The organism is Vibrio sp. SCSIO 43135, assembly GCF_023716665.1.
GTDB classification, from domain to species: domain Bacteria; phylum Pseudomonadota; class Gammaproteobacteria; order Enterobacterales; family Vibrionaceae; genus Vibrio; species Vibrio paucivorans.
On sequence record NZ_CP071860.1, the window covers coordinates 759,898 to 784,196 of the forward strand.

Sequence of the window (24,299 nt, forward strand, 5' to 3'; positions counted from 1 at the left end):
GTTTTTTATTGCCTGCTATTTGCGATTTTTCATCATGCGATGAGCTTCGCGCTTGATACATTCTAGAAGAGGGTGATCGCCCATTTCCGCACGCCAAATGAATGAGATGGCACGATCCATTTTCAGCTCTGGAACATTTAACGCTGCGAGTTCACCTCGTTCAATATGAGGAGCGACATCTAGAAACGGTAAGCAAGAAAGGTATTTGCCGTTCGCAACTAAGCTTCTAATGACTGGAACGTGAGAGTATTCACGCCATACATCGAGATCAGGAATTAAAGGCACCATCGCACTCTCAAAAATAGAACGAGTACCAGCTCCGCCTTCTCTAAGCACCCACTGTGCTTGCTCTAGCTGAGACAAACTCACTCGTTCATGCTTTGCAAATGGGTGGTGTGAGGCGCTGATAACAACCAGGTGATCGCGGAACCATTCTTCTTGATGAGTTCGAGTATCATCACAACGACCTTCAATAATGCCCAAGTCATATTTGTAATCGAGCACACCTTGAATGATGCGGTTGGTACTTCTCACTTCTAGTGCGGTACGGATTTCTGGAAAGTCGTTATCAATTCTACTGATAAGCTCTGGAACCCAGTGCTCAGCAGGGGTTTGACTAGAGCCAATATTGATGTTGCCACTGAAGAGATGCTGGTCATAAAACCCGATCTCAATTTGCTCTGCATCTTGTAGTAAACGCTTTGCTCTAGGGCGTAACCAGTTACCCCAGTGACTCAGCCGCATAAACTTACCCTGACGGATAAATAGTTCTCGGCCGAGTAGCTTTTCAAGTTGGCTCAGAGACATGCTTGCCGCCGATTGGGTAACAGCAAGCTTTTCTGCCGCCTGACTAACACTTCCCAATTCGGCAACGGCATCAAATACCGCAAGTTGTTTCAACGAATAGCGCAATTTTCTTCCTTTCATTACGGGTGGGAGGTGATCTAGATACGATTCTATATCAGAAAAGCTGATTAAGATATTAAAACATATCAATTAATACGTTATGAAATGCTTCCACCCTTTGTCTCTTAATTTGGGCCATAAACCCTTGCCAGTATTACATTTATGCTCCTTTTAAGTTGTTGTCTTTCATTATTGTTCTGAATGCGCTGAAAAGAATCGAATCACTATTTCTGATAGATGGAGGTTGGATGCAGAAAACTGAGTCTCTTTGGATTTGTATCAATAAAATTGAATCTAAAAATAAATAAAATCAAATTTACTAATACATTGGTGGTAAGTAACATGCATTCCAGCAGAGCAGCTTAGCCTGCGAATTTATGAGTTTTAACGAACCAATTTTTAATGAATTGACCGTATTTAAGGTTCAAATTAGGAGAACGTTATGAGTGCATTGTTAACTGTTAGCGACATTGTCAATCCACAAGCGCCGGTATTAACCGCAGATGCTAGCTTACCTGTTGCAATCGATATGCTGTTGAAGAATCAAATCAATGGGGCAGCGGTGTGTGACAGTGAAGGTAATCTGCAGGGTTTCTTCTCTGCTCACGATGTGATGGTAGAAATGTGGTGCCAAGATTACATCCCAGATCAGGATGTTACCGTTGGCAGCTTGATGAAGACTGATGTGGTGTCCATCAAAGCGAACGATCGACTCACCGATGTTATGGAGTTTTTGGCTCTGGACAAAGAACAACTTTATCCAACAACCAGTATGGGTTATGCCACGCGCTTGACAACCCTATCTGTAGAAGAGCGTGCTAAGTCAATCAAAGTGAATCGACCTCAGATTCTTCCAGTAGTTGATGCGGGAAAATATGTGGGAACCGTTTCGAGAAAAGAAGTATTGGCAGGCTTGCGTACTTTGTTTACAGATTCGGTAAGCCCTCCTGTTGAGCAGACTACAGCGTCAAGTATTGCATCGCCTGTAGCCTAATCGCATTTCACTTATTCAACAGTTTTTGCCGACTCGAAGTGCCCAAAAGATACCGAGTCTTGTGCATTTTAAACTAACTGTCTGGCAAAACGTTTACTGGAGTTCTAATGGAACAGTTTTCTCATCTCGCTGCGTTCAACCATTTCGTTTTGGCGTTTGTAGCGTTATCTATCATGGTATTGGTGGCTCGCACGATCGTCGCGGGCACTAAGTACTCATCACTTTTAGTGATTGTTGTGTTTGGCTTGGCGTTAGGTGCATTGTTAGTACAAACAGACATGGCTCAACCTGGGTTGGTAGATTTCCCGGTTATTGTCATGATGAGTCAAACCACGGTTATCGCGCTTATCGCTTCGTTTTTTGTCGGGGGCCAAGAAATTAAACGCTTGCTGTCAAAGCAGGAGTTCAGTGAAGAGGGCTTCTTTACGCCTTCAAATAAAGAAGTGATATTAGGTACGAACACCACGCAGCTGACATTCATTATTCGCGCATTCTTGTTGTTACTGGGTATTGAAATGGCAGATGTTCTGATGTCAGGTCGCACAGCCGATTTCCAGCTGGGTGACTCGTATCTGCTGTTGGCGTACATCAGTTTAGCGATTGCATTTGTGCTCGTGGACAGCAAGGCGATTTTTGCTTGTAAACAATCGTATATTCGTAAAGGGTTCGTTGAAGCGGTGACCATTATCATCGTATTGAAAATTTCGCTTTGGTTATCAACGGTTGTGCAAGACATCATTGGTTTACCGCAAATCTTCTTTGCAATGATCCTTTCATCGGGGCTCGGTGTGATGCTGCCGAAATGGAAACTCGGCCCGACCATGAACTCATTATTGTTTGCGGGTATTCCATTAGTGTTGGCAGGCAGCTTCCTAGTCGGTGGCTCGCATATGCTTGAAGCATTCTCTATTCCAGGTTTGCAGAGCGTAATTGTGTACGGTTTTGCAGGGCAAGTGTTCTGGATGTTTGGCGGTTTAGCGTTATTGATCTTTGTGGGTAAAGCAAATCAGCTTCGTAACCTTGCTCCAGGCATGGCTGGTGGATTGTCTCACTCAGGGCTAACAGGGGCGTGTACTGCGGGCGACTTCGGTAAAACTGCTGCCTCACGCGCGCCGATTATGATCAATATCCCGTTCGCTGGTCATATCTTTGTTTTCACGATACTGGCTGCTAGCGCGGAGAAAGGGACGCTAATGGTCGAATGGACGTTGCCGCTCATTCTGATTGGTGCCGCGTTTGTTGTACTTTCACTAAGAACATTGCGTCGTGCAAATGGCGATACCGCGGCAGAAGTAAAAGGCTTAATGCAGTTTTCTCTTGGCTGGCAAATCGTTGCGGTATTCGGTAGCTTCACGCTACTTAGCGTAGCGGGCATGTCACTTGAGCACGCTTCAATGTCAGCTTCATCTGGCTTATCGCACTTCGGCCTCTTTGCTGCGGTACAGGAGGGCATGTTTGGAGACACAGCAGCGAGTCTCATCACCTTTACTTTTGCAATGACTTTCTTAGTTCATCCATTGGTATTTGGGATGTTTGGTAAAGCGGCGGAACGTCAGGGTAAGATGACCGAGAAAGTCGTGGGGATACTCGCAAGCCTAGGCTTAGCTGGTGTGCTTTACTCAACTGTACTCATTTAATTTTACCTCAGTTAAACGGTCAGCGAATGCTGGCCGTTTGCTATTTGACCTTTCTATTCGTTACTGCATCTTATTATCGAATTCTGTTGAAAATTCGATTGCATCACACAAATAATGAAACAAATGTTATTTTCTGTATTTTAAGTGTGATCATGATCGAGTGAATATTACGACGGGTAGTTTAGTATTTCATCTTGATTCACTGATGCCGCTTAACCATTAGATTGCTGGGCGGTAATGCGAGGAAAAAGATGAGTACTTTAGTCGCTATTTCACTGACCACTGGGATTTTGTCTGGACTATGGGGATGGATCGCCATTTCATTGGGATTATTGTCATGGGCTGGTTTTTTAGGGTGTACGAGTTACTTTGCTTCACCTAATAGTGGGCTGAAAGGGCTGGCTGAAAGCCTTGTCACCAACATGACAGGCGTATTTTGGGCAATGGTGATTATTCATGCTTCACAATACGCTAGCTTAGATATTCTAGGTTATGTCATCACTGCTATTGTCGCATTTATGATGTGCATTCAAGCGAAGCAATCGTGGCTGGGCTACATCCCCGGTACATTTATTGGTTCGTGTGCCACATTTGCGGCGAGTGGTGATTGGAAGCTTGTAGTGCCTTCATTGATTTTGGGTGGACTCTTTGGTTACCTAATGAAAGCGTCCGGGTTGTGGCTGCATCAGAAATCATCTCAACCAAAGTTAAGTACCGAGCAAGCGATGGAAACCCGCTAGTAGGGGGAGGCGTTAGCTGCAGGCTTAGTTTGGAACCCCCGATTGATTAGTATCGACTATTTCCTGATAATATTTTTAGATACAGGCACTCTATTTACAAAATAGAGTGCCTTTTTTATTACTCCGGTATGATCAGGTATTACCGTTTGCCGTCACGTATTACCATTGGCCATAGTGACCACACGTTTTAATGTCCATCGAAGCAGTAGTGGGATGCATTCAACTCCACGCTCTTCGCAATAGGAGACAATAGATAACGCGAGATCTGGCTTTGCATGTTTTTTAAGAACCCGAGTCACGACCTTCTTGGCTGGAATAGGGTGGTCGTGAGGGATTTTTATCATGTCTTTGAAGAAGTACTCAAACCCATTGGCGTATAAGTAATGTTCAATATCACGGTCTGGTAGTTCAGTAAGACGATGACGCTCTTGATCGTTGTCTAGTTGCCCACGTACCGCAGCAGCATATTTCTTACCTGCCGCATCACCATCAGTGACCACGTGCCAATCGATCCCAAATGCCTTAGCTACCTTAATTAGAGACTTTAAGCCAGACTGAGCAAACTCAATGATTTGCACGCCTTCTGCGGCGAGGTTATATCCACATTGGTTGGCTAGTTCATTAAATAGCCAAACTTCGGTTTCACCCTCAACCAATAGCCAACATCGTGCAAATAAAGCACCAGAGCGATGAAAACGAATATGAAACCCAATGCGCCTTAATTCGTCGTTATTGAATCCTTTCGAGGGGAGTGACGTTGCAATTGTTTTATCTGATTGACGAACTAACCGACGAATTGTCCCAAGCGGTACTTGCCCTAACAATTCACCACTATTGGTTGTGAGAATCTTCTGCATTGGTAAGAGCTGCAATAAGCTCCATGCGCGTGCTAAATGAGTAGGATGGAGCCTACCTTCAGGATCTTCCAAAATCAGAAGAGGGCGCGCGCAGCGGCGAAGATCTGTTGGGCCCTTTGCTTGTAAATACGCATTAAGAAGCCCCATCATAAGCAATCGGGTTTGCTTATTTTTAGTTTCTTCAACGACCTGAGACAGGCTTTTTTCGGGGTTAGCATTGCTAAAAAATAGCCCGTCTCGCTGCTTCCTTGGATTCTTCCTATTGTTACTTTTAAAGGAGAAGTAGTGCTCGACAAGACTGTTCATCGAATTGAGGCTGCTTCGCATCTCGCCTTTGTTAACGTGGCCAGGGATCGCCATCAGTCGTCGGCAGGTATTATTGATTCGTTTCTCTATGCGGACGTTATCGTTGTTGCCGGCAGAAAACGGGCGCTCAAAGCGTCGCGAATCTTTCAAGCGAATAACAGGGTGAAGGGACATCAATTCTTGGGCTAGCTTTTCAGAGTGATGGAGTGGTAATGGGTTACCGTTTATGTCTAGAAACGCATATTTAGTCGTAATGTCGTATTCATCGCGCGTCGCACTGATTCGATAGTAAATTCGGTTAAGGTTGTTTTCGTCCGTCACCCAAATTGGCTTTATTTTTCTATATCGACCAGCTCGGATCTCTTTTTTATCCGTTGAAATGAGAGCGAGTACAATTTGCAGGTGCTGGGTTTGTGGATGGGCAACTGAGTAATCGACATGGAAATCTTGCATTTCGAATTGATAGGGTTCACCTTCAGCGGGAAGAGCGACAGACAAGGCATCCAGTAGTGACGATTTGCCCCATGTATTCTCACCAATCAATGTAGTGAGCTCTCCAAATGACAACGATAAACGTTTAATGCCTCTGAACCCTGAAATTTCAATTCGGTCTAACTGCATAGGCGGCTCCTGCCTTAGATTTACCCTGTGAGAGTGTCGGTTCTGCACACTTTGTTCTTAAAGCATAATGTAAAAACTCAATATAAGCAGACTCTTAGCTCACAATTTCAGTGTTAACGATAAGTACCTACAAAAAGTATTACTCTTTACTAAATTAGACCTGTGAAACATCACGGAAATTTCTTTTCATAGTCGTTTCATAAAAGTCACGATTCTGTCATGATTTACACGCTAGGATGAAAGTGAAGAGAAGAGAGAAAAGAATGACGAAGACAGAAAATAAACCAGCAAGAATCATCCTGGCACACATCAATGATACTCACTCATATTTCGAGCCCACCTCTTTACAACTCACGTTACAAGCGGGACAAGAAACGCTAACGCCTTATGTGAGTGCGGGTGGTTTCGCTAGAATATCCACTCGCGTTAATCAGCTTCGAGATGATGCTGCCCGAATGAATCGAGGCTTTTTGTTTCTTCATGCTGGTGACTGTTTCCAAGGCACATTGTATTTCTCTTTGTTTAAAGGTCGTGCCAATGCTGATTTACTGAACGCACTTAATATTGATGCTATGGCACTAGGGAACCATGAATTGGATATGGGTAACGAACCTGTTGCACAATTTGTGACTAAAACTCAGTTCCCGCTGCTCTGTGGCAATTGGGACTTATCGAACGAACGCGAAGAAAAAGCGCACGGCCTGAATGGTCATCATCGTGTTGTTAGTTACGACCCAAACAAACGCATCGCGAATTGGATAACAAAAGATGTGGGTGGGGAACCTATCGCTATATTCGGCTTGTCGCTGGATAAGATGACAGATATTGCCAACCCAGATCCTGATACGCCTTTTATCGACGCTTTATCAACCGCCAAAGCAACCATTGAAGAGATTCATCAAAGTGGCATCAATAAAATTGTATTACTCAGTCACCTTGGTTACGACGCAGACATCGCATTAGCCGGTCAGGTTGATGGACTGAGCGTTATTGTTGGCGGGCACAGCCATCGCTTACAAGGTGACTTTAGTGCTCTTGGGCTAAACAAAGACGATGAATACGGGGTAAGGGTGAACAACACCTACATAGTTCAGGCGGGTTATCACGCGTTGAGTATGGGGCACAGCGTGATCGACTTCGATGCGTCGGGCAAGGTTGTTTCGTTTAATGGCAAGAACGAACTGCTACTGGGAAGGCGGTTGTTTTTGGATGCTAGCTTAAGTGAAGCTGGCACAGGCGAAGCCCATCAAGTTGCTTGCGATTTTCTAGGCAATCACCCTAACGTCGTTGTCTGTAAGAAAGATCCTCAAGTACAAAGTTTATTGACCCATAAATACATGCCACGAGTGAAAGCATTACAGGAGCAAGTCATTGCAAATGCAGAACATACACTAAGGCATGTTCGATTACCCGACGAGAAAGGGCCAAGCCAGTTAGCCCCATTGGTCGCAAAATCGTTCTGTCACGCTATGCGAAAGCGCGGCCATGACGTTGAGTTTGCTATCCATAATGCTGGAGGCGTTCGTAATTCACTTAATGCCGGTGACGTCTCCGTTGCCGATATTGCCGGAAAGTTGCTGCCATTTGCCGTACCGATTGGCACTTACCAGCTCAATGGGGAAGCATTACGAGATACCCTAGAGGGAGCAATTAACAATGCGCTAAACAACGGTGTCGAAGGGACGGGTTCTGGGTCATTCCCGTACACCAACAACCTCAAGTTTGATTACGTTGCGAGCAATGAAAAAGGTGAACGTATAGTGAACCTTAAGATACATGATGAGAGTCTAGGCTGGGTAAATGTTGAACAATCAAAGCTTTATACTGGTAGTTCATCGGCCTATACCATGAAAGGAAAAGAGGGTTACGACGCTATCCTACGTATGAGAGGTGAAGGGTGGGTAAGTACGGTGTCCATGGCCGACTGTTTTATCGAGTTGCTCAAAGATGCACCTGAAACATTGAATCTTGAGCTAAGAGCAGCGTGCTCTTTGAATTGCTAAAGCCTCTGAACAGCCTTATCTAAGACATATTACGGTTTGGCATAAAGCTTGCTCAGCTTGTTTGAGTCTAACTGCCTTTTCTATGCGAAGAGGCGCAGATGAAAAGGGGAAGCTTATGTGGAGTAAGGATTGGGTAGATATTGCAGTCGTATTCGCCTGGGTAGGCGTTTGGTCTGCGCTAGTCTATTTCGTGCCACTTGGTGGAGTGTAATCTTTTCCAAGTAGCAGCCTTAATGGAACCGCCGCTGATTGGCTTTTTACGTGTGATTCTACGGTCTTGAGGCTGGTAGATACATCGTTAATTAGGTGAATCAGAGGCGGTTTCTTGCTATATTGAGCGCCATTTAGTATCAGCTTCTACGGGACTTGAATGAAGTTCATTCACACCTCTGATTGGCACCTTGGACGCCAGTTTCATAACGTTTCTCTTCTCGATGATCAAAAAGCCGTACTCGATGATCTCGTAGCCTACATGGCAGAAAACCCCGTCGATGCGCTTGTTATTGCCGGTGATGTGTATGATCGCTCGGTGCCCCCGACGGCTGCAATCGAGCTGATGAGTCAACTTGTCGAAAAGGTGTGTAACGAACTTTCGACGCCAATCATTCTTATCCCAGGAAATCATGATGGTGCTCAACGGTTAGGTTTTGCAGCAAAGCAGATGACCGATTCAGGCTTACACATTCTTAGTAACTTTGATGACATGTTGACTCCTGTCGTCATCAAAACAGAACAAGCGGGTGAAGTCGCATTCTTTGGTATGCCGTACAGCGATCCTGAGCTTGTTCGACATCACTTTAAGCAGCCTGTTAAGGACCATGATGACGCTCATCGAATACTTGCTGAAGAAATCGTGGCTCGTTTCAGTAACAAACAACGTAACATTCTGATCTCACATTGCTTTGTTGACGGCGCTATTGAATCAGAGTCCGAGCGTCCGCTTTCTATTGGTGGCTCGGATAGAGTCAGCCATAGCCACTTCTTGCCTTTTGATTATGTTGCTCTCGGCCATTTGCATCAGCCCCAATACAAAGGAGAAGAGTACATCCGCTATTCGGGCTCTCTCATGAAATACAGCTTTTCCGAGCAGCACCAGAAGAAAGGCTTCACTTTGGTTGAATTGGACGCAAACGGATTTAAAAGTGCTCAGCATTTTGAGCTTGTTGCCCCTCATGAAATGAGAATTGTAGAGGGAGAGTTGGATGAGATTATCGTCAAAGGGAAAACAGATCCGAAAAGTCATGATTACTTGTTGGTGCGTTTGCTAGACAAGCATGCGATCTTAAATCCGATGGACAAGTTACGTTCGGTATACCCAAATGTTCTGCATATCGAAAAGCCTGGAATGTTAGTTGGTGTAGAACAACAGATGGCCAAAGCAAAGCTCGCCAGAAGCGAAGTTGACATGTTTAGGGATTTCTTCCTAGAAGCGCAGGATGCGTCACTTAGCGCGGAACAAGACGAAGCGATCAGCGGGATTATCAAGCAGCTTAACACTCATTAAGGCCAATACAATGAAACCTATTTCGTTATCCATTCAGGCCTTTGGCCCATTTGCTTCTAAAGAACATATAGACTTCACCAAGCTCGGTAGCAATCCACTCTTTTTGATTAATGGCCCTACAGGGTCGGGTAAAACGTCAATCCTTGATGCGATTTGTTTTGCGCTGTACGGAGAAACGACAGGCAATGAGCGCCAAGGTATGCAAATGCGCAGCGACCAAGCTGATATCGCGACCCCGACAGAAGTCACGCTTGAATTTTCGCTAAGCAACAAACGTTATCGAGTGACACGTTCACCCGAGCAGCAGGCCCCCAAAGCACGTGGAGAGGGGACAACGACCCGTAAACACACCGCCTCTTTGTATGACGTTACCGATTATGAACTAACGGCTGAAGACAAACTCATTACTAGCAAAACGGCGCAGGTCAAAACTGAAGTGACTGAGCTTATCGGCTTGAATGAAACTCAGTTTAGGCAGGTGATGGTTCTCCCTCAAGGCAAGTTTAGAGAGCTTTTACTCGCGAGTTCAAAAGAGCGTGAAGCCATCTTTGGGCAGCTGTTTCAAACAGATATCTACAAAAAAATCGAGTTTGCACTAAAAGATAAGGCAGGTGAGATAGTTAAGGCTAAAGATGAGTTTGATAATCAGCTCCGCGGCGCTCTAACGGTTGCTGAAGTAAGCAGTGAAGATGAGCTTCAAGAGTTAGCCAGCCAGTTAGCCGCTCGCGTTGAAACACTTCAGCTAGATGAACAAACAGCACAAAGTGAACGAAGCAGACTCAATGCAGAGTTACAGAAAGCTCAAGCGTTAAATCAAGAGTTTGCTAAGTATTCTAATGCTCAAGCTTCGTTAAAGCAGCACCTCACTGAGCAAGAGCAGGTTCAGGTTTGGCAGAGTCGCTTAGCTTTGGCAAATCAAGCCAATAAGTTAGAGCTAGCTTACGTGACGCGTCAAAATGCGGAGAAGCAGTTTACTGAGCTTGGCCAACAAGATCAGCAGCTCAAAGCGCGTGTCGTCAATGCAAAAGCTGAGCTAACTGAAGCCGAGAAACAGCAAGAGAAGGCCAGCGAAGAATCTAACCAGCTTCCTCATCTAAGTGAGCAGTTATTTAGAATCGAACAAGTGAAAACCAAGTGGTCTGAAAAGCTCACTGCAGAAAAACAGCTATCCAGCTACGTAGCTGCGAAAGGAGAGCTTAATAAGACGTTAAGCCAATACATTAGCTTTAGAGACAAACTGAGTGAAGAAGCTCAGCAGTTAAAGCAAGCCTTGGACAAGGCAAGGCTAGACCTTAATGAAAAAGTAAAGCTTGAAGCTGAATTGGTGGCGCATCAAAGGCTACATTCCGACTTCACCAAGCTACAAGCGACGATCTTAGAGATTGGTCAACTTGAACAGCAGAGCCAAACTTTTGAGGCAAATGTAGTCAGTGCACGGAACCTGTGGCATAGCGAGCAGAAAATAGCAGACAGCCTAGAACTTAAATGGCATACGTCTCAGGCTTCAATTCTAGCGCAGAAGCTTAAGCAAGGAGAAGCATGCCCGGTGTGTGGTAGTGAAAATCACCCGGCGCCGGCTCAATTTGTTGGTGAAGCTGTATCCAAAGAACAAGTTCAGGCGGCAAGATCCAATGAGCGCGATGCACTGAATAACTTTAATCACCATAACAACCTATTTGAACAGCATAAATCTCAGCTGCTTGAAAAAGGAAAGCTAAGGGGTGAGCAGCAAGCAAATCTAGGTGAAACGACATTCCAAAGTATTGAATCAATTAACCAAGCGCTTGCCGACTTGGTGGCTCGGCTTGAGCAATTAAACAGCATTGATTTGGCGCAAATGGAAAAGGGGGTTGAGGAACTCAACCAGCGATGCGTAACAGGCGATAACAAGATCAATGAAGTGCGAGAACAAATCTCGGCTAACGACAGTAAGGTTGAACTTCAGAAAGCCCAAGTTACTTCTCTGGTTAATTCGATTGATCCACAATATCAATCTCTAGAAGATGTTGAGAAGGATTACTTGAACACTCAACAAACGGTCTCGCGAATCAATGCGAATGCAGAGCATACTCAAAAAGCTTATCAGTCTGCGATGGTTGCCCACAATGAGTTGGACACGCAGTTTAAAACGAATCTTGAATACCTTGCTCAGGCGCAAAACGGTTTATCGGCAGCGTCCTCCCAGTGGCTGGATAAACTTGAGCTAAGTGACTTCGAGAATGAAGAACACTATTTGGCAAACCGACATTCAGAGCAAACCATTGAGCAGTGGCAACTTGGGGTTCAACAATTCACAGAAACAAAAGCTCGTTTGGAGCAGACGATTTCTGATCTGGAGTCTCAGCTGAAAGATGTCGAGCAACCACAATTAGAGCAACTGACAGTGCAACTTTCACAACAAGAGTTGGTCTATAAGCAGGCTCGAGAGGCTTTGGATACTGCGAAATCGCAATATCAGCGAGTTGTTAAAGTCGGCCAAGATATTGCGATACTTCATCAGAAAAATGAGAAGCTGGAAGCCGACTATAAGGTGTATGGCACTTTATATGACGTCGCTAGTGGTAAAACAGGTAGCCGAATAAGCCTGCACCGTTTTGTACTCGGAGTGCTGCTTGATGATGTATTGATTCAGGCTTCTGGGCGTTTGAATATTATGAGCAAGGGTCGCTATCGATTAGTTCGTAAGACGGAAGGCTTTAAAGGTGCCGCGGGTCGAGGACTAGACCTCTCTGTCGAAGATGGCTATACCGGAAAAAATCGCGATGTGGCGACTCTTTCCGGTGGGGAGTCCTTCATGGCTGCTCTTGCACTCGCGTTGGGTTTATCGGATGTCGTGCAATCATATAGTGGTGGTATCCGTTTAGACACGCTTTTCATCGATGAAGGCTTTGGTAGCTTAGATCCCGAGTCGCTTGAGTTGGCTTTGCAAACGTTGATCGATTTACAGCAGGGGGGGCGAACAATCGGCATCATTTCCCACGTGAGTGAGCTCAAAGAGCAAATGGCACTTCGGATTGACGTGAATTCGAGCCGTTCTGGCAGTCAGATTAGAGTGACGAATGCCTAATAACGCTGAGCCTCACTGCTTTAAATAGCGATCTGCTTAAAATTATTTGCGGTGTTATTCATTGTGCATATTAAATTAAGTGCACCAATGCAGATTTGGCTATACAGTTAATAACAAAGGACTATTGAGTAGTTGCCGGTGTACAACAGATGGATGTAGTAAAGAAAATCTATCATTATGCGGAGCCTAACCTTACGTTAGTAGGGTGGATGGGCTTTGTAGGCTTCCCTGTATACTACTACATCTGGGCGTTCATGTTTCCACAGCCCTATGAGTCTATGTTGCTTCGTGGCTTTTGCGCGGTTGTTCTTCTCGTACTAGCGCTGCGTGACTATATTCCCAGTTACCTACAAAAATACCTACCGTATTATTACGTTGCTACCATAACGTTCTGCTTGCCATTTTTCTTCATGTTTATGCTTCTGATGAATGATTGGTCAACAGTGTGGGTTATGTCCTTGATGGCGTGTATCTTTCTACATGTGCTGTTAGTGCATGAAAGTAAAGTGCTGTTTTTACAGACGATCCTTTCCATTATTGCTGCTGCACTGACTACATGGACGATAAAAGGTGAAATTACCTACAACATGGTCATGTGGCCATATATTCCAATCTTCTTGTTTACCTATGTATTTGGTAATTTGTTCTATTTCCGTAATCAAGCGGAACACGAATCGAAGGTATCGATAGCCAAAGCCTTTGGTGCTGGTATCGCGCACGAAATGCGTAACCCTCTCAGTGCATTAAAAACGTCTGTCGATGTAATCCAAAGTACGTTGCCGAATGGGCATGACAGAAGCTCGGATAGCTATACGATTTCAGCAAAAGATCTCGAAGTCGTGACGGAGTTGCTAGAGGGTGCTGATGAAGTGATTAGAAACGGCAACGAAGCGATCGATTTATTGTTGACGTCTATCGACAAAAATCGAGTGTCCAACTCTACGTTTACACGTCATTCAATTCAGCAAGTGATTGAAGACACTCTAAACAGTTACCCGTATAAAAGTAAATCCGCTAAAAATGTCGTGTCGTTAAAGGTTGTTGATAACTTTGAATATTTTGGTAGTGATTTATTGTTGAAGTATTCTTTATACAACTTAATGAAGAACGCATTTTATTATCAAAATGACAGTGACTTTCAAATCACCATTACATTGTATGAAGATGAATGGCACAACAGGTTAGTATTCAAAGATAATGGTATCGGCATCGACGAAGACAGCCTAGACCAAATATTCAATGATTTTTATACTCATGGTAAGAATGGTAGTTACGGCCTTGGCCTACCGTTTTGTAAAAAGGTGATGAACTCTTTTGGCGGTAACATTGAATGTCGTTCGGAGCTCGAACAGTGGACGGAGTTTACGTTGACCTTTCCTAAGTACCAATCACGTGAAGTGCAATCAATTAAGTTGGATCTAATGAGTGCGCGTAGCGTCCTGTATATGGGAGAGTCGAAACCAATTATCCGCAAGTTTAATGAGCATGCTTTCTATCAAGGCTTCACGTTTAAAGCGATTTCGCCCGAGCAAGCGTTAGGGTTGGAAGAGTACGAGTTTGAGTATGACTTGTTGTTACTAGATTTGGATAGCTTCAATGACAACGCTTTTTCAGTGATGGAATCTAAACTTGGCTTTACCGTTGGTAAACTTGCCTACCTGTATGATGAAAACAAGCATTACTCTGGAAATTGGAACCGATTCCTGGAGATCTATCCTACCTCAAAACAGAATGTGCTTGAGGACGTAGGTAAAGTCCTAGACGGTTTGATTTTCGATGCCCACCATGCCCATCGTGGAGATATCCCTTCCCGAGAAGTGAGCTACAACAAAACCATCTTACTTGCAGACGACAACGTTTCTCTGCGCAGTTTGACTTCCATCTTGCTATCTAAACAAGGCTATCACGTTGTGGAAGTGTCTGATGGGGCAGAGGCGATTGATACGCTCGAGAACAGCGATATCGACTTAGTGATCTTAGATATTGATATGCCAGTAAAGGATGGTTATACCGCAGCCACTGATATTCGTAATTCAAGTAAAAGTTTTGCCTCGATTCCAATCATTGGTCACACCGGGGACAGTTCACCGGAAAGCATTGAAAAGATGCACCTTGTTGGAATGAACGACTACCTGATCAAGCCAGTCAGTAAAGATAATTTGCTGGAAACGTTAGAGAATTATTTATAGTCGATAAAAACTGGCTCGACATCCTTGTCGAGCCATGAACAACGCGGTTTAAGAGTTGAACGTCTTAATGAGGTTAGAACTTGTGTTGGTACTGAAGACCAAATAGTACAGCGCCAGTTGAAATGTCGGACGTAATGTTGGTGTACGTATCAGGGATGGTCGTTAAACTTTCATCGACCTGAGTTTGCTCTCCAAACAAGAAACTTACCCCCAAATCAACTGAACTAGCTTTCGAGAAGTGATAAGTGCCTCCAAATGCTAACCAGTGTCTATCTGAATCAGGGATAGACAGTGAGGTAAGTTCATCTACCGGGCTCATGTCGTACATGTAGCCAGCTCTCAACTCGACTTTTTCAGAAACGGTGTAGGTTGCGCCAACAGATAAGTGTCCAGCGTCTTTCCATTGGTATTCCTTGATTGCATCACTGTATGAATCTGAAGTAAGAGAATCAAATTCTGACCAGTTTACCCATTGCAGACTGTAGTGGACTGCCCATGTACTGCTGAGTTTGTGCCAGCCGGAGAACTCTGCCATATCAGGTAGAGGGACATTCATTTTGTCGGCAGGCACGCCAGCTTTAGTGATTGTGCCTTCTACTTCAATGTCTGGGCTATAACGGTAGGCGAAACCAAATCGATTATTGTCGTCAACTTGATAAGTTGCCCCAACGTTTGCACCAATGCCAATACCATCGGCATCAATATCGACCAATCCTTTACGATAAATTTCGCCAGCACCGTAGATCACGTCAATACCTGCACCGATGTTGAATTGCTCATTGACTTCATAGGCGAGCGCAACGCCTGTGTTTACACTTGTCAGTGCTGTGGTACCTGAGAACTCATCCGCGGAGAACGAATCATCAAACTCGATGTTAGTGCCGAAGTTAGAATGAACCGTAAATCCTAAGGTGAACTTAGAGTTTTCTAGCGGGTGAACATAGTGCAGGTTAGGCACTAATGTACCTGAATCAAGAGTTGTGTCCGCGAGTTGAGTTGTATCCCCAACCAGAGGAGTGTAACTGATATTAGACGCTTCAACGGAACTGTCGATATAGACAGCGCCGACAGAAATGGTCGGTTGCTCGATATATGCCATGGCTGCTGCGTTTTTAGACACAATGGCCGCACTATCAGCGATAACTGCATCTCCCGCGAAAGCGCGACCTAAGCCAGTTGCAGATTGAGCATTAAGCTGAAAACCAGCCGCCTGAGAAATACAAGGAACGAGTAGGGCACATGAGCCTAAAATCTGAATAGGTTTATTCTTCATCACTTGGTACCTCTGTCTCGATGTGTTCTATATTTTTGATTCGAACAGCGTGAGAATCACTTCGAACCATAGATCTTACGGCGATCTTTTGGGTGACATTGGCGTCCATAACAAACTTCATTGTTTCGCCTTCAGGGAAGCTTGGCAGGCCTGTTTCATCCATAGGTCCCTCGTAAGGAAACAAGTAAGTTCCATGTCCACCAGTAGTTGCTCTAATTACGCCACGGGTATGTGGTTGAATGTTGTAGGTGTCTACTAATGGCTCGAGGTCGAGTGCTTTAATTAACGGATCTGTACCTGTACGGATGTTGTTCGGTGCTGAGTTTGGAACTACAGTATCCGGCATGTATTCGCCCACTTCACATGTCTCACCACAGTTGCCAACGGCTTCAATAAGCAAAGTTGGTTGTTTGTACCAACGTTGATCGCGAGTAAAGCTAGCAGGGTCTGAACTATCAATCGTTGACTGTACACCTTGAAGAAGTCCAGGTTCGATGAGCGTATAAATGTCGTTTTCTAACTGCGTGACCGTGATTGCGTTTTCTTCAGATACGTCTACAAAGTCGCGTAGTGCTTCAATACACTCTTGGTTGCTAGCACTAGCTGTACAAGTATTTGGTATCACGGTTTCTGCAATACTACGCTGAACATCAGGTGATTTTTTCACTGCTTCAGACATTTCTGGACCGAGGGTTTTCGAGCTTAACGTTAGATTGGTTAGGCCTTGCCCTGGAACTACAAAGTTCGCTGTCTTTAGCGAAAAAGCTGGGTTGTTCTGGGTGAATTCAGTAATCATTACCGACATGATTCCACCAAGCGAAAGACCTACTAGATGTACATCATCATTCTTTACCCAAGGTAAAGAGTTGAGTGCATATCTAAGTCCTAAAAAGTCGGATACCGATTGCTGAAGGTTAGAACGCAGAGCCAGTGGCGAATCGATATTGATGAAAAACGATTTATTGGCTCTTGCACTGATTTCTACCCCGTTGTCATCGTGGCGTATACGAGAGCCGTGGTAAGGCATATCGATGGATACAACAGCGATACCTTCGGATGTATAGTCTGCAGCCATCAAAGACGCATCGTCTTTTTGGCCAGTTACGCCATGAACAAAGATAACGACAGGCATTGGGGTGTTCATGTCGTTTTCTTTAGGTGCATAGACATTCACTTCAATATCTTGCATTTCAACGACTTGCGGCAGTGGGTCGTTAAAGGTAGGGAATCCATCCTGATCGGTTGTCATCCATTCATAAAGAGGAGGGCATGCTGGCTTAGGGTCGAACTCATCAATCAGACATTCTTCTTCTCGGGCTTCCGTAAAGGGCAAATAAAACGGAGCATTGAGTGTGTAGGTGAACAAATTGTACTTACGATTCTTGCTGTCTTTAAGCGGAACGGCGTTAAAGATCGTAGTATTCGCAATATGATTATCTCGCATTGCATCAAGTGCTGAATATGAACTTTGCGTTGTAAACTGAGCCGCATAGACAAATCCAGCGCTGCTACCGTGATGATTCATTGCTGCAAAGACTTGTTGCTGTAGCTCTTTTTGCTCGTCATCTAAGTCCCCTTCTGATGCGCTAATCAGATTGAGAAAAGAAGCGTCCGCTTGTAGGGGTTGATTGAAATCTGTTCTCACACCGTCTGTGACCACTACGCTGTAGGTTGTAGCCGGTTGCAAGCTCTGCTCACACTGAATTTTAATTGTTGAGCCATCCGCAGATATTTGTGTTGGGACGATGTCGCCGTCTTCATCGTATAGAGCGACATTCCCATCAAGTGAATCTGGATCCAAAGGAAAGCGCTTCTCAGAATCTGCACTTTGCAATGGAATCAAAATAGGCTCAGCACAAAGGCCCCAACCATCCAAAGCGGCGTAGGAGTTGTTGTAGTCTTGATAGTAGGGGTGTTGATCTGATGCTGAATACCCAGATGGTTCATTTACACCTCGGATAGTGTTGTCATCATCGTATCCATAACCATCATTTGGTTTAGGTAGTTCTCTAATGTCGTAGGGTACATAAACAGACACTGGTTCTTGAACTGAACCATCGTCTGAATTACATCCAAATAGTGATAAGCCTACGAGAGCGTATATATATTGTCGTTTTAAATAGAGCAAAATGACTCCTTATTTTTATCGCGCGTACAAATATATGTGGAGGAGAAACGGGCGGAGAGCAGCCCGCGTTTGTTGTATGTCTGCTTGTTACGGCTCAGCTATCAAGCAATACTGGAGTATGCCTATGCGAATCGGAGATGCTGCCTCAAATATGCTTATTGAGGATAAAGAGGCTTCTGCTTTGAGGGTTTTAGGTTGTTTTATATGACTTTAGAAAGTTTGGTAAGCGCATAAATTGCTTCAGTTTATACCGCTGAAGTTATTTGTTATATTCCTGTTTCATCGCATTAACATCAAGAAGAGCTCATGTCGGAACACTTCATCATCAATAGTGATATCCAAGTGAATCTGGATAAGTCGGAAGTTCAACACCGTATCTCTGGGCGCACCTATCGTTTAGGCTCAAATGAAGTAGCTTTGTTGATGTATTTCTTTCAGCGTCCAAATGTCGTGCTGGCTAGGCAAGAATTAATAGAACAGGTTTGGCTATCCAAAGGCATTCACGTTGAAGACGGAAGTTTGATGCAGACTATTTCTGTGTGCCGAAAAGCGCTTGAAGATAGCGAAGGCAAGATAATTGTGACTGAGCGTGGCAAGGGGTATATTTTCTCGGCTCAACTTGAACGAGAAGAGGCCTCTGTCAACTCGGAGCAATCTGATACCCGTGCGAGCTTTGTGCTTACACATCACTTTGTGGCGCTATTGGTTTTAGTGACGGGACTGACGGTATTCTTGTCATACAGCTACTTTTCAAAAAGCAGCCTCAAACCAGACGCGGTATTAGAGATAGAGCAATACAGCTCATGCAAAATCGAGACAGACAGCCTGTCATTTAGTTCGCTAGATGATGTCACGCTGTACCGATACAACGACAAGCAAATTTTGGTGGACCGCGAAGGGCGTTCATTTAGTTTCCCTCCAGGTAGTGAGGAGGTGAATTGTGATTAAAAAAGGGCTCCTTCTAACGCTTGCGGTGGCTATCGGTGTTGTAGTTGGCTGGGGTATTTCACAGTGTTCAAACTCCCATATTCAAGGTCACTACTTTGCGCGTTCGGCATCTATGTATAAGTCGGAGCAAGGAAATACCTTCAATGAGTCCTCAGTCAATGTCGAGTTCAAGACCAATGGCCACTACGATTTGTTGTACTTAACTAACAAGCAAGTCGGTTTCACTTCTTCCGGTCAATATATTGTGTCACCAGTAAGCATTTCTTTGCAGGAAGACAATCACGATAAGATCGTCCCGAGCAGAGAACTGGCATTTTATGAGCAGGTCATGGTCAGTCAAGGTGCGATTTTATCTAGCGATATGATGGAATACGTTAAGCTCAATGAATTTGAAATTTTGCTGATGACTCAATATGGCATTACCCATTTTTGCAAAGGTAGGCCATGCTCTGAACTAGAACGATATTCCCACTAGATGGTAAATCGTCAATTCGAACAGAAATAACAGTATGACAAAGCAGCCAAATAGGCTGCTTTATTGTTTCACTCACACAGTGTAATAAGAACCAATAAAGTTAACTGGCTTGTTTGGGTTTGGCGGCGAAGGAAACCTGATGCGAGAAATATTTATCGTACGCATCACTACAAACATTAATTAAATGATCAATTTGTCCGTCGGTTAATTGGCTATCAATCGATAATCTAATTACGTTCTTATTATTAGGTGTTGCTGGTGGACAAAATACCGAACCAAACACCCCATGGCTTTCTAAATAATCCCTCACTATCCGAGTTTCTGTATTTCCACCAGTCTCTAACGCTATGATTTGTGTTTCACTGCGAATACCGAATCCGATGTCTCTGAGAGCGTTCCGAATTCGTTTCGAGTTCTGATGAAGCTTATTTCTCGCAAGATCACTGCCACGTATCACTTTTAACGTTGCTTCAATTCGCTCTAACTCATGTGTCATGACTGCTGAGCTAAATATAGATGGGAACGCGACATAGGGTAAGCAATCGCCAAATCGATTATTACACCAAATGGCACCAGCTCGGTAGGCAAAGGTTTTGGCCAAGCTTGCGGTTAGAAAGTCCACTTGTTTTGTTAATCCATGTTCTTGCAACAAGCCAGCCCCAGAAGGACCGTGGGTGCCGAGCGAGTGGGATTCGTCTACAACAATTGCGCAGTTGAGTTCGTTACAAGTCGCAATAATCTCTTCTAAGCGAGCGATGGTACCGAGGGTGCTGTAGACCGAATCTATCAGCACAATGCCCGGACCGTTACGGCTTATCAACTTTTTCAAGTGGCGAACGTTGTTGTGCATAAACGGGTGGATGTTGGCACCAGCGATTCGAGCGCCTTCCCACAATGACATGTGAGCGAAGAAGTCGATATAAACGTTGGTGCTGCTGTCGCAGATAGTTTGGAGCAATCCTACGTTGGCAGTCCAACCGGATGCACTGACGATACAAGAATCGAAACCAACAAATCGAGCTAATTGTTGTTCAACTTGCTTGTCGAGCCCATCGGCTTGAAGAAACACATTAGACATAAAAGGTGTACCTTTTTTAGACGCTAATGATCGGATCTGAGCGTTTATTATGTCTGGGTGGTACGACAAATTAAGATAGTCGTTGCTTTGAAGGTTAATATCCGTTTCTTGGGGTGCTAAGCCTAGGACTAAGTTACGACCTGTGTCTTTAGTGTCTAGCAGAGAATCAATAAAGAAATTAAGGCGCGTATCAACAAATTCCGGTAAGCGGATAGGAGTATGCAAAGTATTCATAGTTATACCTTTAATATTTTTGAATCAGTGCCAGCTGACAAGGTATTTATGAACCGGAATTTTATGTACGTCGATGCACAATATTTAATTTATTGCGTATGATTACAAATAAAAATATTGATACTTTCGTTTTTAATACAGTTGATTAGGGTTTTGGGCCTATAATTTGATTTAAATCATTGAAATATAATTAAATATATCAGATGTGAAATATACACGAATGATCGTGCTTTGCTAAATTAAGAGTGTGATCTTAGTTCTAATAGCAACAGGAAACGGACTATATTTTTGTTAAGCCTTACTCAATTCAGGCCAATACATTTTTACATAGCCCACTGATACCCAAATTACCAATCCTGTCGCGATCGAAAGTTCCAGCAAACCGAAATTATGAAGCCAATGCCATTGTGGGTGGTATTGCTCGAAGAATGAGGTAAGGCGGTGCATGGCGACGGCGCTGATCACCGATGGAAAAGTCACTGCGGCAATCGATGGTTGGAATTTCAAACGTATTAAACGGATGTAGCACAGGTAAATCAGCAGTGTCATAGTAATCGCGATGCCCGCTAACGCGCCTGTTAAGATAGGGTCTGGCTCATGGAAGTTAACGAGATAACTGGCGAGCGTTAAATTGATCGGCGCAGCCATAATAGCCAGGGTTGGACGAGCTCTACGAGGTAAGCTGCCTTCAAACACTAAGCGATAAAGCACTAGTGGTAACATGAAGAAGTAAATCGTGATGCAGATATTAACCAAAGTGGAAGAAAACACATCATGGCCAAATTGAGTGCCAGCTAACGAACTGCTGATGAAACCAACTGGATACAAAAACCAGCTTGGGACTATATTAGACATCTTGAAGTTAGTGAGTTGGAACCCAAAAAACATAATCATCATTGTGCAATGAAGTAATATCGCGGCAAACCACATCGGGTAAGCAATAATCGGCGATATCTCGGCCAAGTAATCACAAAGCATCAGTAACGACATACTCATTGGCGCCATTAAACTACCACTTAAAGGATGGCGAATATCGTTAATAAATGTGGAGTAGCTGGTGAAGTATTTGAGCAGAACGGGCAATAGCAGCAATGCGCCCATCGCTGCCAAATAAGGGCGTATTGGAATGCCTACTTCTGGAATGTACAACGCCCACGCATGTCCAAGACCGATCATCCCCAAAGCCAATGCAGCTTGGGAAGGGGGAACATTTTGAAATTTAGTGAGACGTTTCCAGTTCAACTCTTACTCCATGAGTCTTAATAGGTTAGAAAGGTAGTACTAGGGTCTGTTGATCTTTCGTGGTTAAATTTTGTTCGGATGGGGATGCCTAGTCAAAATCGTTTTAGGCGAGGCGAAGACTGTGCAGCCTAGCATTCTAAGCAAATAGTCTTCAACGAAGCATAAAACGATTTTAACGGGGGCGCCTAGCTCGAACCCTTCGGGCAGCCTTTGTGGTTCATTTCTACTGCGTTATCGGCTTCTCATGTAGGCTAGCTACACATTAAAGCCTCTGCCTTGTAGAAATTTCCCACAAAGTGCTGCAAAAATCATCTCGAAAGATCAACAGACCCTAATAGGCCTCTATGATAAAGGCGAGAAATAGTAACAATTTCACTGCTGATGAAGCAATCAACTCTTAGGCTCGCTAGGCAGATCTTCCTGCCTCAACTTCTCATTTTTCAAAGTTCTACGAAGCAATTGACTATATATTGGTTGGCCGCCAAGTAATTGAGCAAAAATAACAGCCCCTAAACTGGTAATAATCAAGGGCAAAATCAGGTAGTAATTGTTGGTCATTTCAATAACCAGCAATATTCCTGTAATAGGGGCTCGAACTGTAGCGGCGAATAATGCGCCCATACCTGCAATAGCAAACATGCCAGGTACGATATCGAGTTCTGGAAAACAACCCTTAGCAATAACGCCAAATGCATAGCCAAACAGGGTACCTAAAGCTAACATCGGCGCAAAAATGCCACCTGGTGCCCCAGAGCCAAAGCAGATCATGGTGGTGAGTATTCTTCCTAAAAATAAGAGTAAAAGGAAGCTAGCGCCATACCCACCATTAGTAATGGTGGGAATCAGCCCGATACCGCCACCGGTAAGTTCAGGTACGTAAATAAGTAGTAGGCCAAAACAACCACCAATTAATGAGCCGGTGATCAGATAGCGTTTACGGTCATTTTGATGGATGCGAGTAAAAATATCTTGTGACAATGTCACTAATCGATTGAATAAGACGCCAAATACACCGAATAGTGCACCGAGCAATAAAAACAGCCATAGGGCTGGTATTTCGGGAGCTTGATACTGCGGCATCGTTATAACGGCGTCTTGGCCATTGATGTAACGGAATACAATGTTCGCGGATACAGCCGATATGATCACTGCTCGAATAGAAATCAGCGAATAGCGAAATTGCGGACGCATTTCTTCAACCACAAACATGATGCCAGCAAGTGGTGCATTGAATGCGGCGGCCAAGCCGCCAGCAGCGCCCGACGCTAGTAGGGAATGTTTGGTGTCGTCGTTGCTAACCTTGAATATATCGGTAACCATTCGGCCAATAGCACCGCCCATTTGAACTGTTGGCCCTTCACGGCCTAGTACCATCCCTGAGCCCAAAGCACCCATACCACCAAAAAATTTTACTGGAATGACCCGCCACCAGCGTACGGGTCTCATTCCATCCATTGCGCCTTCAATCTCAGGAATTCCAGATCCCGCAGCTTCTGGTGCAAACTTGTGTACTAGGTAGTATCCAATAAATGCAAGTAGGGCGCTGATAATGAAAGCGGTAAGCCATAGTGGAATTGCGCTGCCGATTTCACTCTTTAACCACTCTGTCCGGGTCTCTGACACAAAATGAACGGCAATTTCGAAATAGGTTCCAACTAGTCCAGCTAAGATACCGACAATGAGAGACATTGCTAATACTGAAAGTGGGGTTTTATCTGAAGAAAGAAATTGGTTAATCGCATCTTTAGGCATGTGTGCGAGTAGTGAAAGCTTCAATTTCTCTCTTTTGGTCATTTAAGGAAGGCCTCTGGCATTTAATAAGACTAGAAAATCATACCTTTGAATTATACGCTTGAGTTGGTCTAACTATAGCGACATATTTGCAATATTGATTTTCAATTATCGTGATTTGACCTATGCCACATTCTTGAAAATGAAACATGCGGTCGCTTGTAATTTACCTATCTTGAGCCATAGTTAAGTTGTAAGGCAATCTGAACCGACTCGCAGGGAGGACACAAATTGGCCTTACCTACAATTTGGATGGATTCAAACTAATCAAATCTAGATCCTCGTAACAGTTCAAGTCGCATCAAT

At 44.2% G+C, this 24,299-nt stretch carries 16 protein-coding genes; 9 read left to right on the forward strand and 7 right to left on the reverse strand.

Features of this window, described 5'->3' with window-relative positions; genetic code table 11:
• Positions 1 to 15: 15 nt before the first annotated feature.
• On the reverse strand, positions 16 to 912 hold the full coding sequence (locus tag J4N42_RS17755) for a LysR substrate-binding domain-containing protein (protein WP_252033947.1): 897 nt from the start codon (positions 910 to 912) through the stop codon (positions 16 to 18).
• 436 nt (positions 913 to 1,348) lie between these two features.
• Between J4N42_RS17755 and J4N42_RS17760 the strand changes: the two genes are divergently transcribed.
• The 3 genes from J4N42_RS17760 (at position 1,349) to J4N42_RS17770 (ending at position 4,277) form a co-directional block, all read left to right on the forward strand.
• Positions 1,349 to 1,900, forward strand: coding sequence for a CBS domain-containing protein (locus J4N42_RS17760; protein ID WP_252033949.1), 552 nt, complete (start codon positions 1,349 to 1,351; stop codon positions 1,898 to 1,900).
• Positions 1,901 to 2,007: 107 nt separating this feature from the next.
• Complete coding sequence (locus J4N42_RS17765; RefSeq protein ID WP_252033951.1) at positions 2,008 to 3,537, forward strand: hypothetical protein; 1,530 nt, start codon at positions 2,008 to 2,010, stop codon at positions 3,535 to 3,537.
• Positions 3,538 to 3,788: 251 nt separating this feature from the next.
• Positions 3,789 to 4,277, forward strand: coding sequence for a DUF1097 domain-containing protein (locus J4N42_RS17770; protein WP_252033953.1), 489 nt, complete (start codon positions 3,789 to 3,791; stop codon positions 4,275 to 4,277).
• A gap of 152 nt (positions 4,278 to 4,429) precedes the next feature.
• On the opposite strand, the gene J4N42_RS17775 is transcribed toward J4N42_RS17770, so the two are convergent.
• Positions 4,430 to 6,061, reverse strand: coding sequence for an ATP-dependent endonuclease (locus J4N42_RS17775; protein WP_252033955.1), 1,632 nt, complete (start codon positions 6,059 to 6,061; stop codon positions 4,430 to 4,432).
• Positions 6,062 to 6,324: 263 nt separating this feature from the next.
• Here J4N42_RS17775 and J4N42_RS17780 point away from each other — a divergent pair, with 263 nt between their 5' ends.
• From J4N42_RS17780 to J4N42_RS17795, 4 genes are all read left to right on the forward strand, one after another.
• Positions 6,325 to 8,064, forward strand: coding sequence for a bifunctional metallophosphatase/5'-nucleotidase (locus J4N42_RS17780; RefSeq protein WP_252033957.1), 1,740 nt, complete (start codon positions 6,325 to 6,327; stop codon positions 8,062 to 8,064).
• A gap of 370 nt (positions 8,065 to 8,434) precedes the next feature.
• Positions 8,435 to 9,568: an exonuclease SbcCD subunit D gene (locus J4N42_RS17785; protein WP_252033959.1), complete on the forward strand. Its 1,134-nt coding sequence runs from the start codon at positions 8,435 to 8,437 to the stop codon at positions 9,566 to 9,568.
• A gap of 10 nt (positions 9,569 to 9,578) precedes the next feature.
• Positions 9,579 to 12,635: an AAA family ATPase gene (locus J4N42_RS17790; RefSeq protein WP_252033961.1), complete on the forward strand. Its 3,057-nt coding sequence runs from the start codon at positions 9,579 to 9,581 to the stop codon at positions 12,633 to 12,635.
• 149 nt (positions 12,636 to 12,784) lie between these two features.
• A complete protein-coding gene (locus J4N42_RS17795; RefSeq protein ID WP_252033963.1) occupies positions 12,785 to 14,824 on the forward strand; it encodes an ATP-binding response regulator in 2,040 nt (679 codons plus the stop codon).
• Between the two features lie 73 nt (positions 14,825 to 14,897).
• Here the strand turns inward: J4N42_RS17795 and J4N42_RS17800 are convergent, their stop codons facing one another.
• Together J4N42_RS17800 and J4N42_RS17805 are read right to left on the reverse strand one after the other, a co-directional pair.
• Positions 14,898 to 16,097, reverse strand: a complete 1,200-nt coding sequence (locus J4N42_RS17800) for an outer membrane protein transport protein (RefSeq protein ID WP_252033965.1) — start codon at positions 16,095 to 16,097, stop codon at positions 14,898 to 14,900.
• Complete coding sequence (locus J4N42_RS17805; RefSeq protein WP_252033966.1) at positions 16,087 to 18,225, reverse strand: Ig-like domain-containing protein; 2,139 nt, start codon at positions 18,223 to 18,225, stop codon at positions 16,087 to 16,089. The genes J4N42_RS17800 and J4N42_RS17805 overlap by 11 nt, the downstream gene beginning before the upstream one ends.
• 306 nt (positions 18,226 to 18,531) lie before the next feature.
• On the opposite strand from J4N42_RS17805, the gene J4N42_RS17810 reads away from it, so the two are divergent.
• The gene (locus J4N42_RS17810; protein WP_252033968.1) at positions 18,532 to 19,173 is read left to right on the forward strand and encodes a winged helix-turn-helix domain-containing protein; all 642 of its coding nucleotides are present in this window, start codon (positions 18,532 to 18,534) and stop codon (positions 19,171 to 19,173) included.
• On the forward strand, positions 19,166 to 19,648 hold the full coding sequence (locus tag J4N42_RS17815) for a hypothetical protein (RefSeq protein ID WP_252033970.1): 483 nt from the start codon (positions 19,166 to 19,168) through the stop codon (positions 19,646 to 19,648). Before J4N42_RS17810 ends, J4N42_RS17815 begins: the two co-directional genes overlap by 8 nt.
• A gap of 100 nt (positions 19,649 to 19,748) precedes the next feature.
• Here J4N42_RS17815 and cqsA read toward each other — a convergent pair whose 3' ends face one another.
• The 3 genes from cqsA to clcA all read right to left on the reverse strand — a co-directional run bounded on the left by cqsA (position 19,749) and on the right by clcA (position 23,996).
• On the reverse strand, positions 19,749 to 20,960 hold the full coding sequence (gene cqsA, locus J4N42_RS17820) for an alpha-hydroxyketone-type quorum-sensing autoinducer synthase (RefSeq protein WP_503035423.1): 1,212 nt from the start codon (positions 20,958 to 20,960) through the stop codon (positions 19,749 to 19,751).
• A 291-nt stretch (positions 20,961 to 21,251) separates the two neighbouring features.
• Positions 21,252 to 22,202 carry a TDT family transporter gene (locus tag J4N42_RS17825; RefSeq protein WP_252033972.1) on the reverse strand — a complete coding sequence of 317 codons (951 nt, stop codon included), beginning with the start codon at positions 22,200 to 22,202 and terminating at the stop codon, positions 21,252 to 21,254.
• Between the two features lie 390 nt (positions 22,203 to 22,592).
• On the reverse strand, positions 22,593 to 23,996 hold the full coding sequence (clcA, locus tag J4N42_RS17830; protein ID WP_252033974.1) for a H(+)/Cl(-) exchange transporter ClcA: 1,404 nt from the start codon (positions 23,994 to 23,996) through the stop codon (positions 22,593 to 22,595).
• Positions 23,997 to 24,299: the final 303 nt, after the last annotated feature.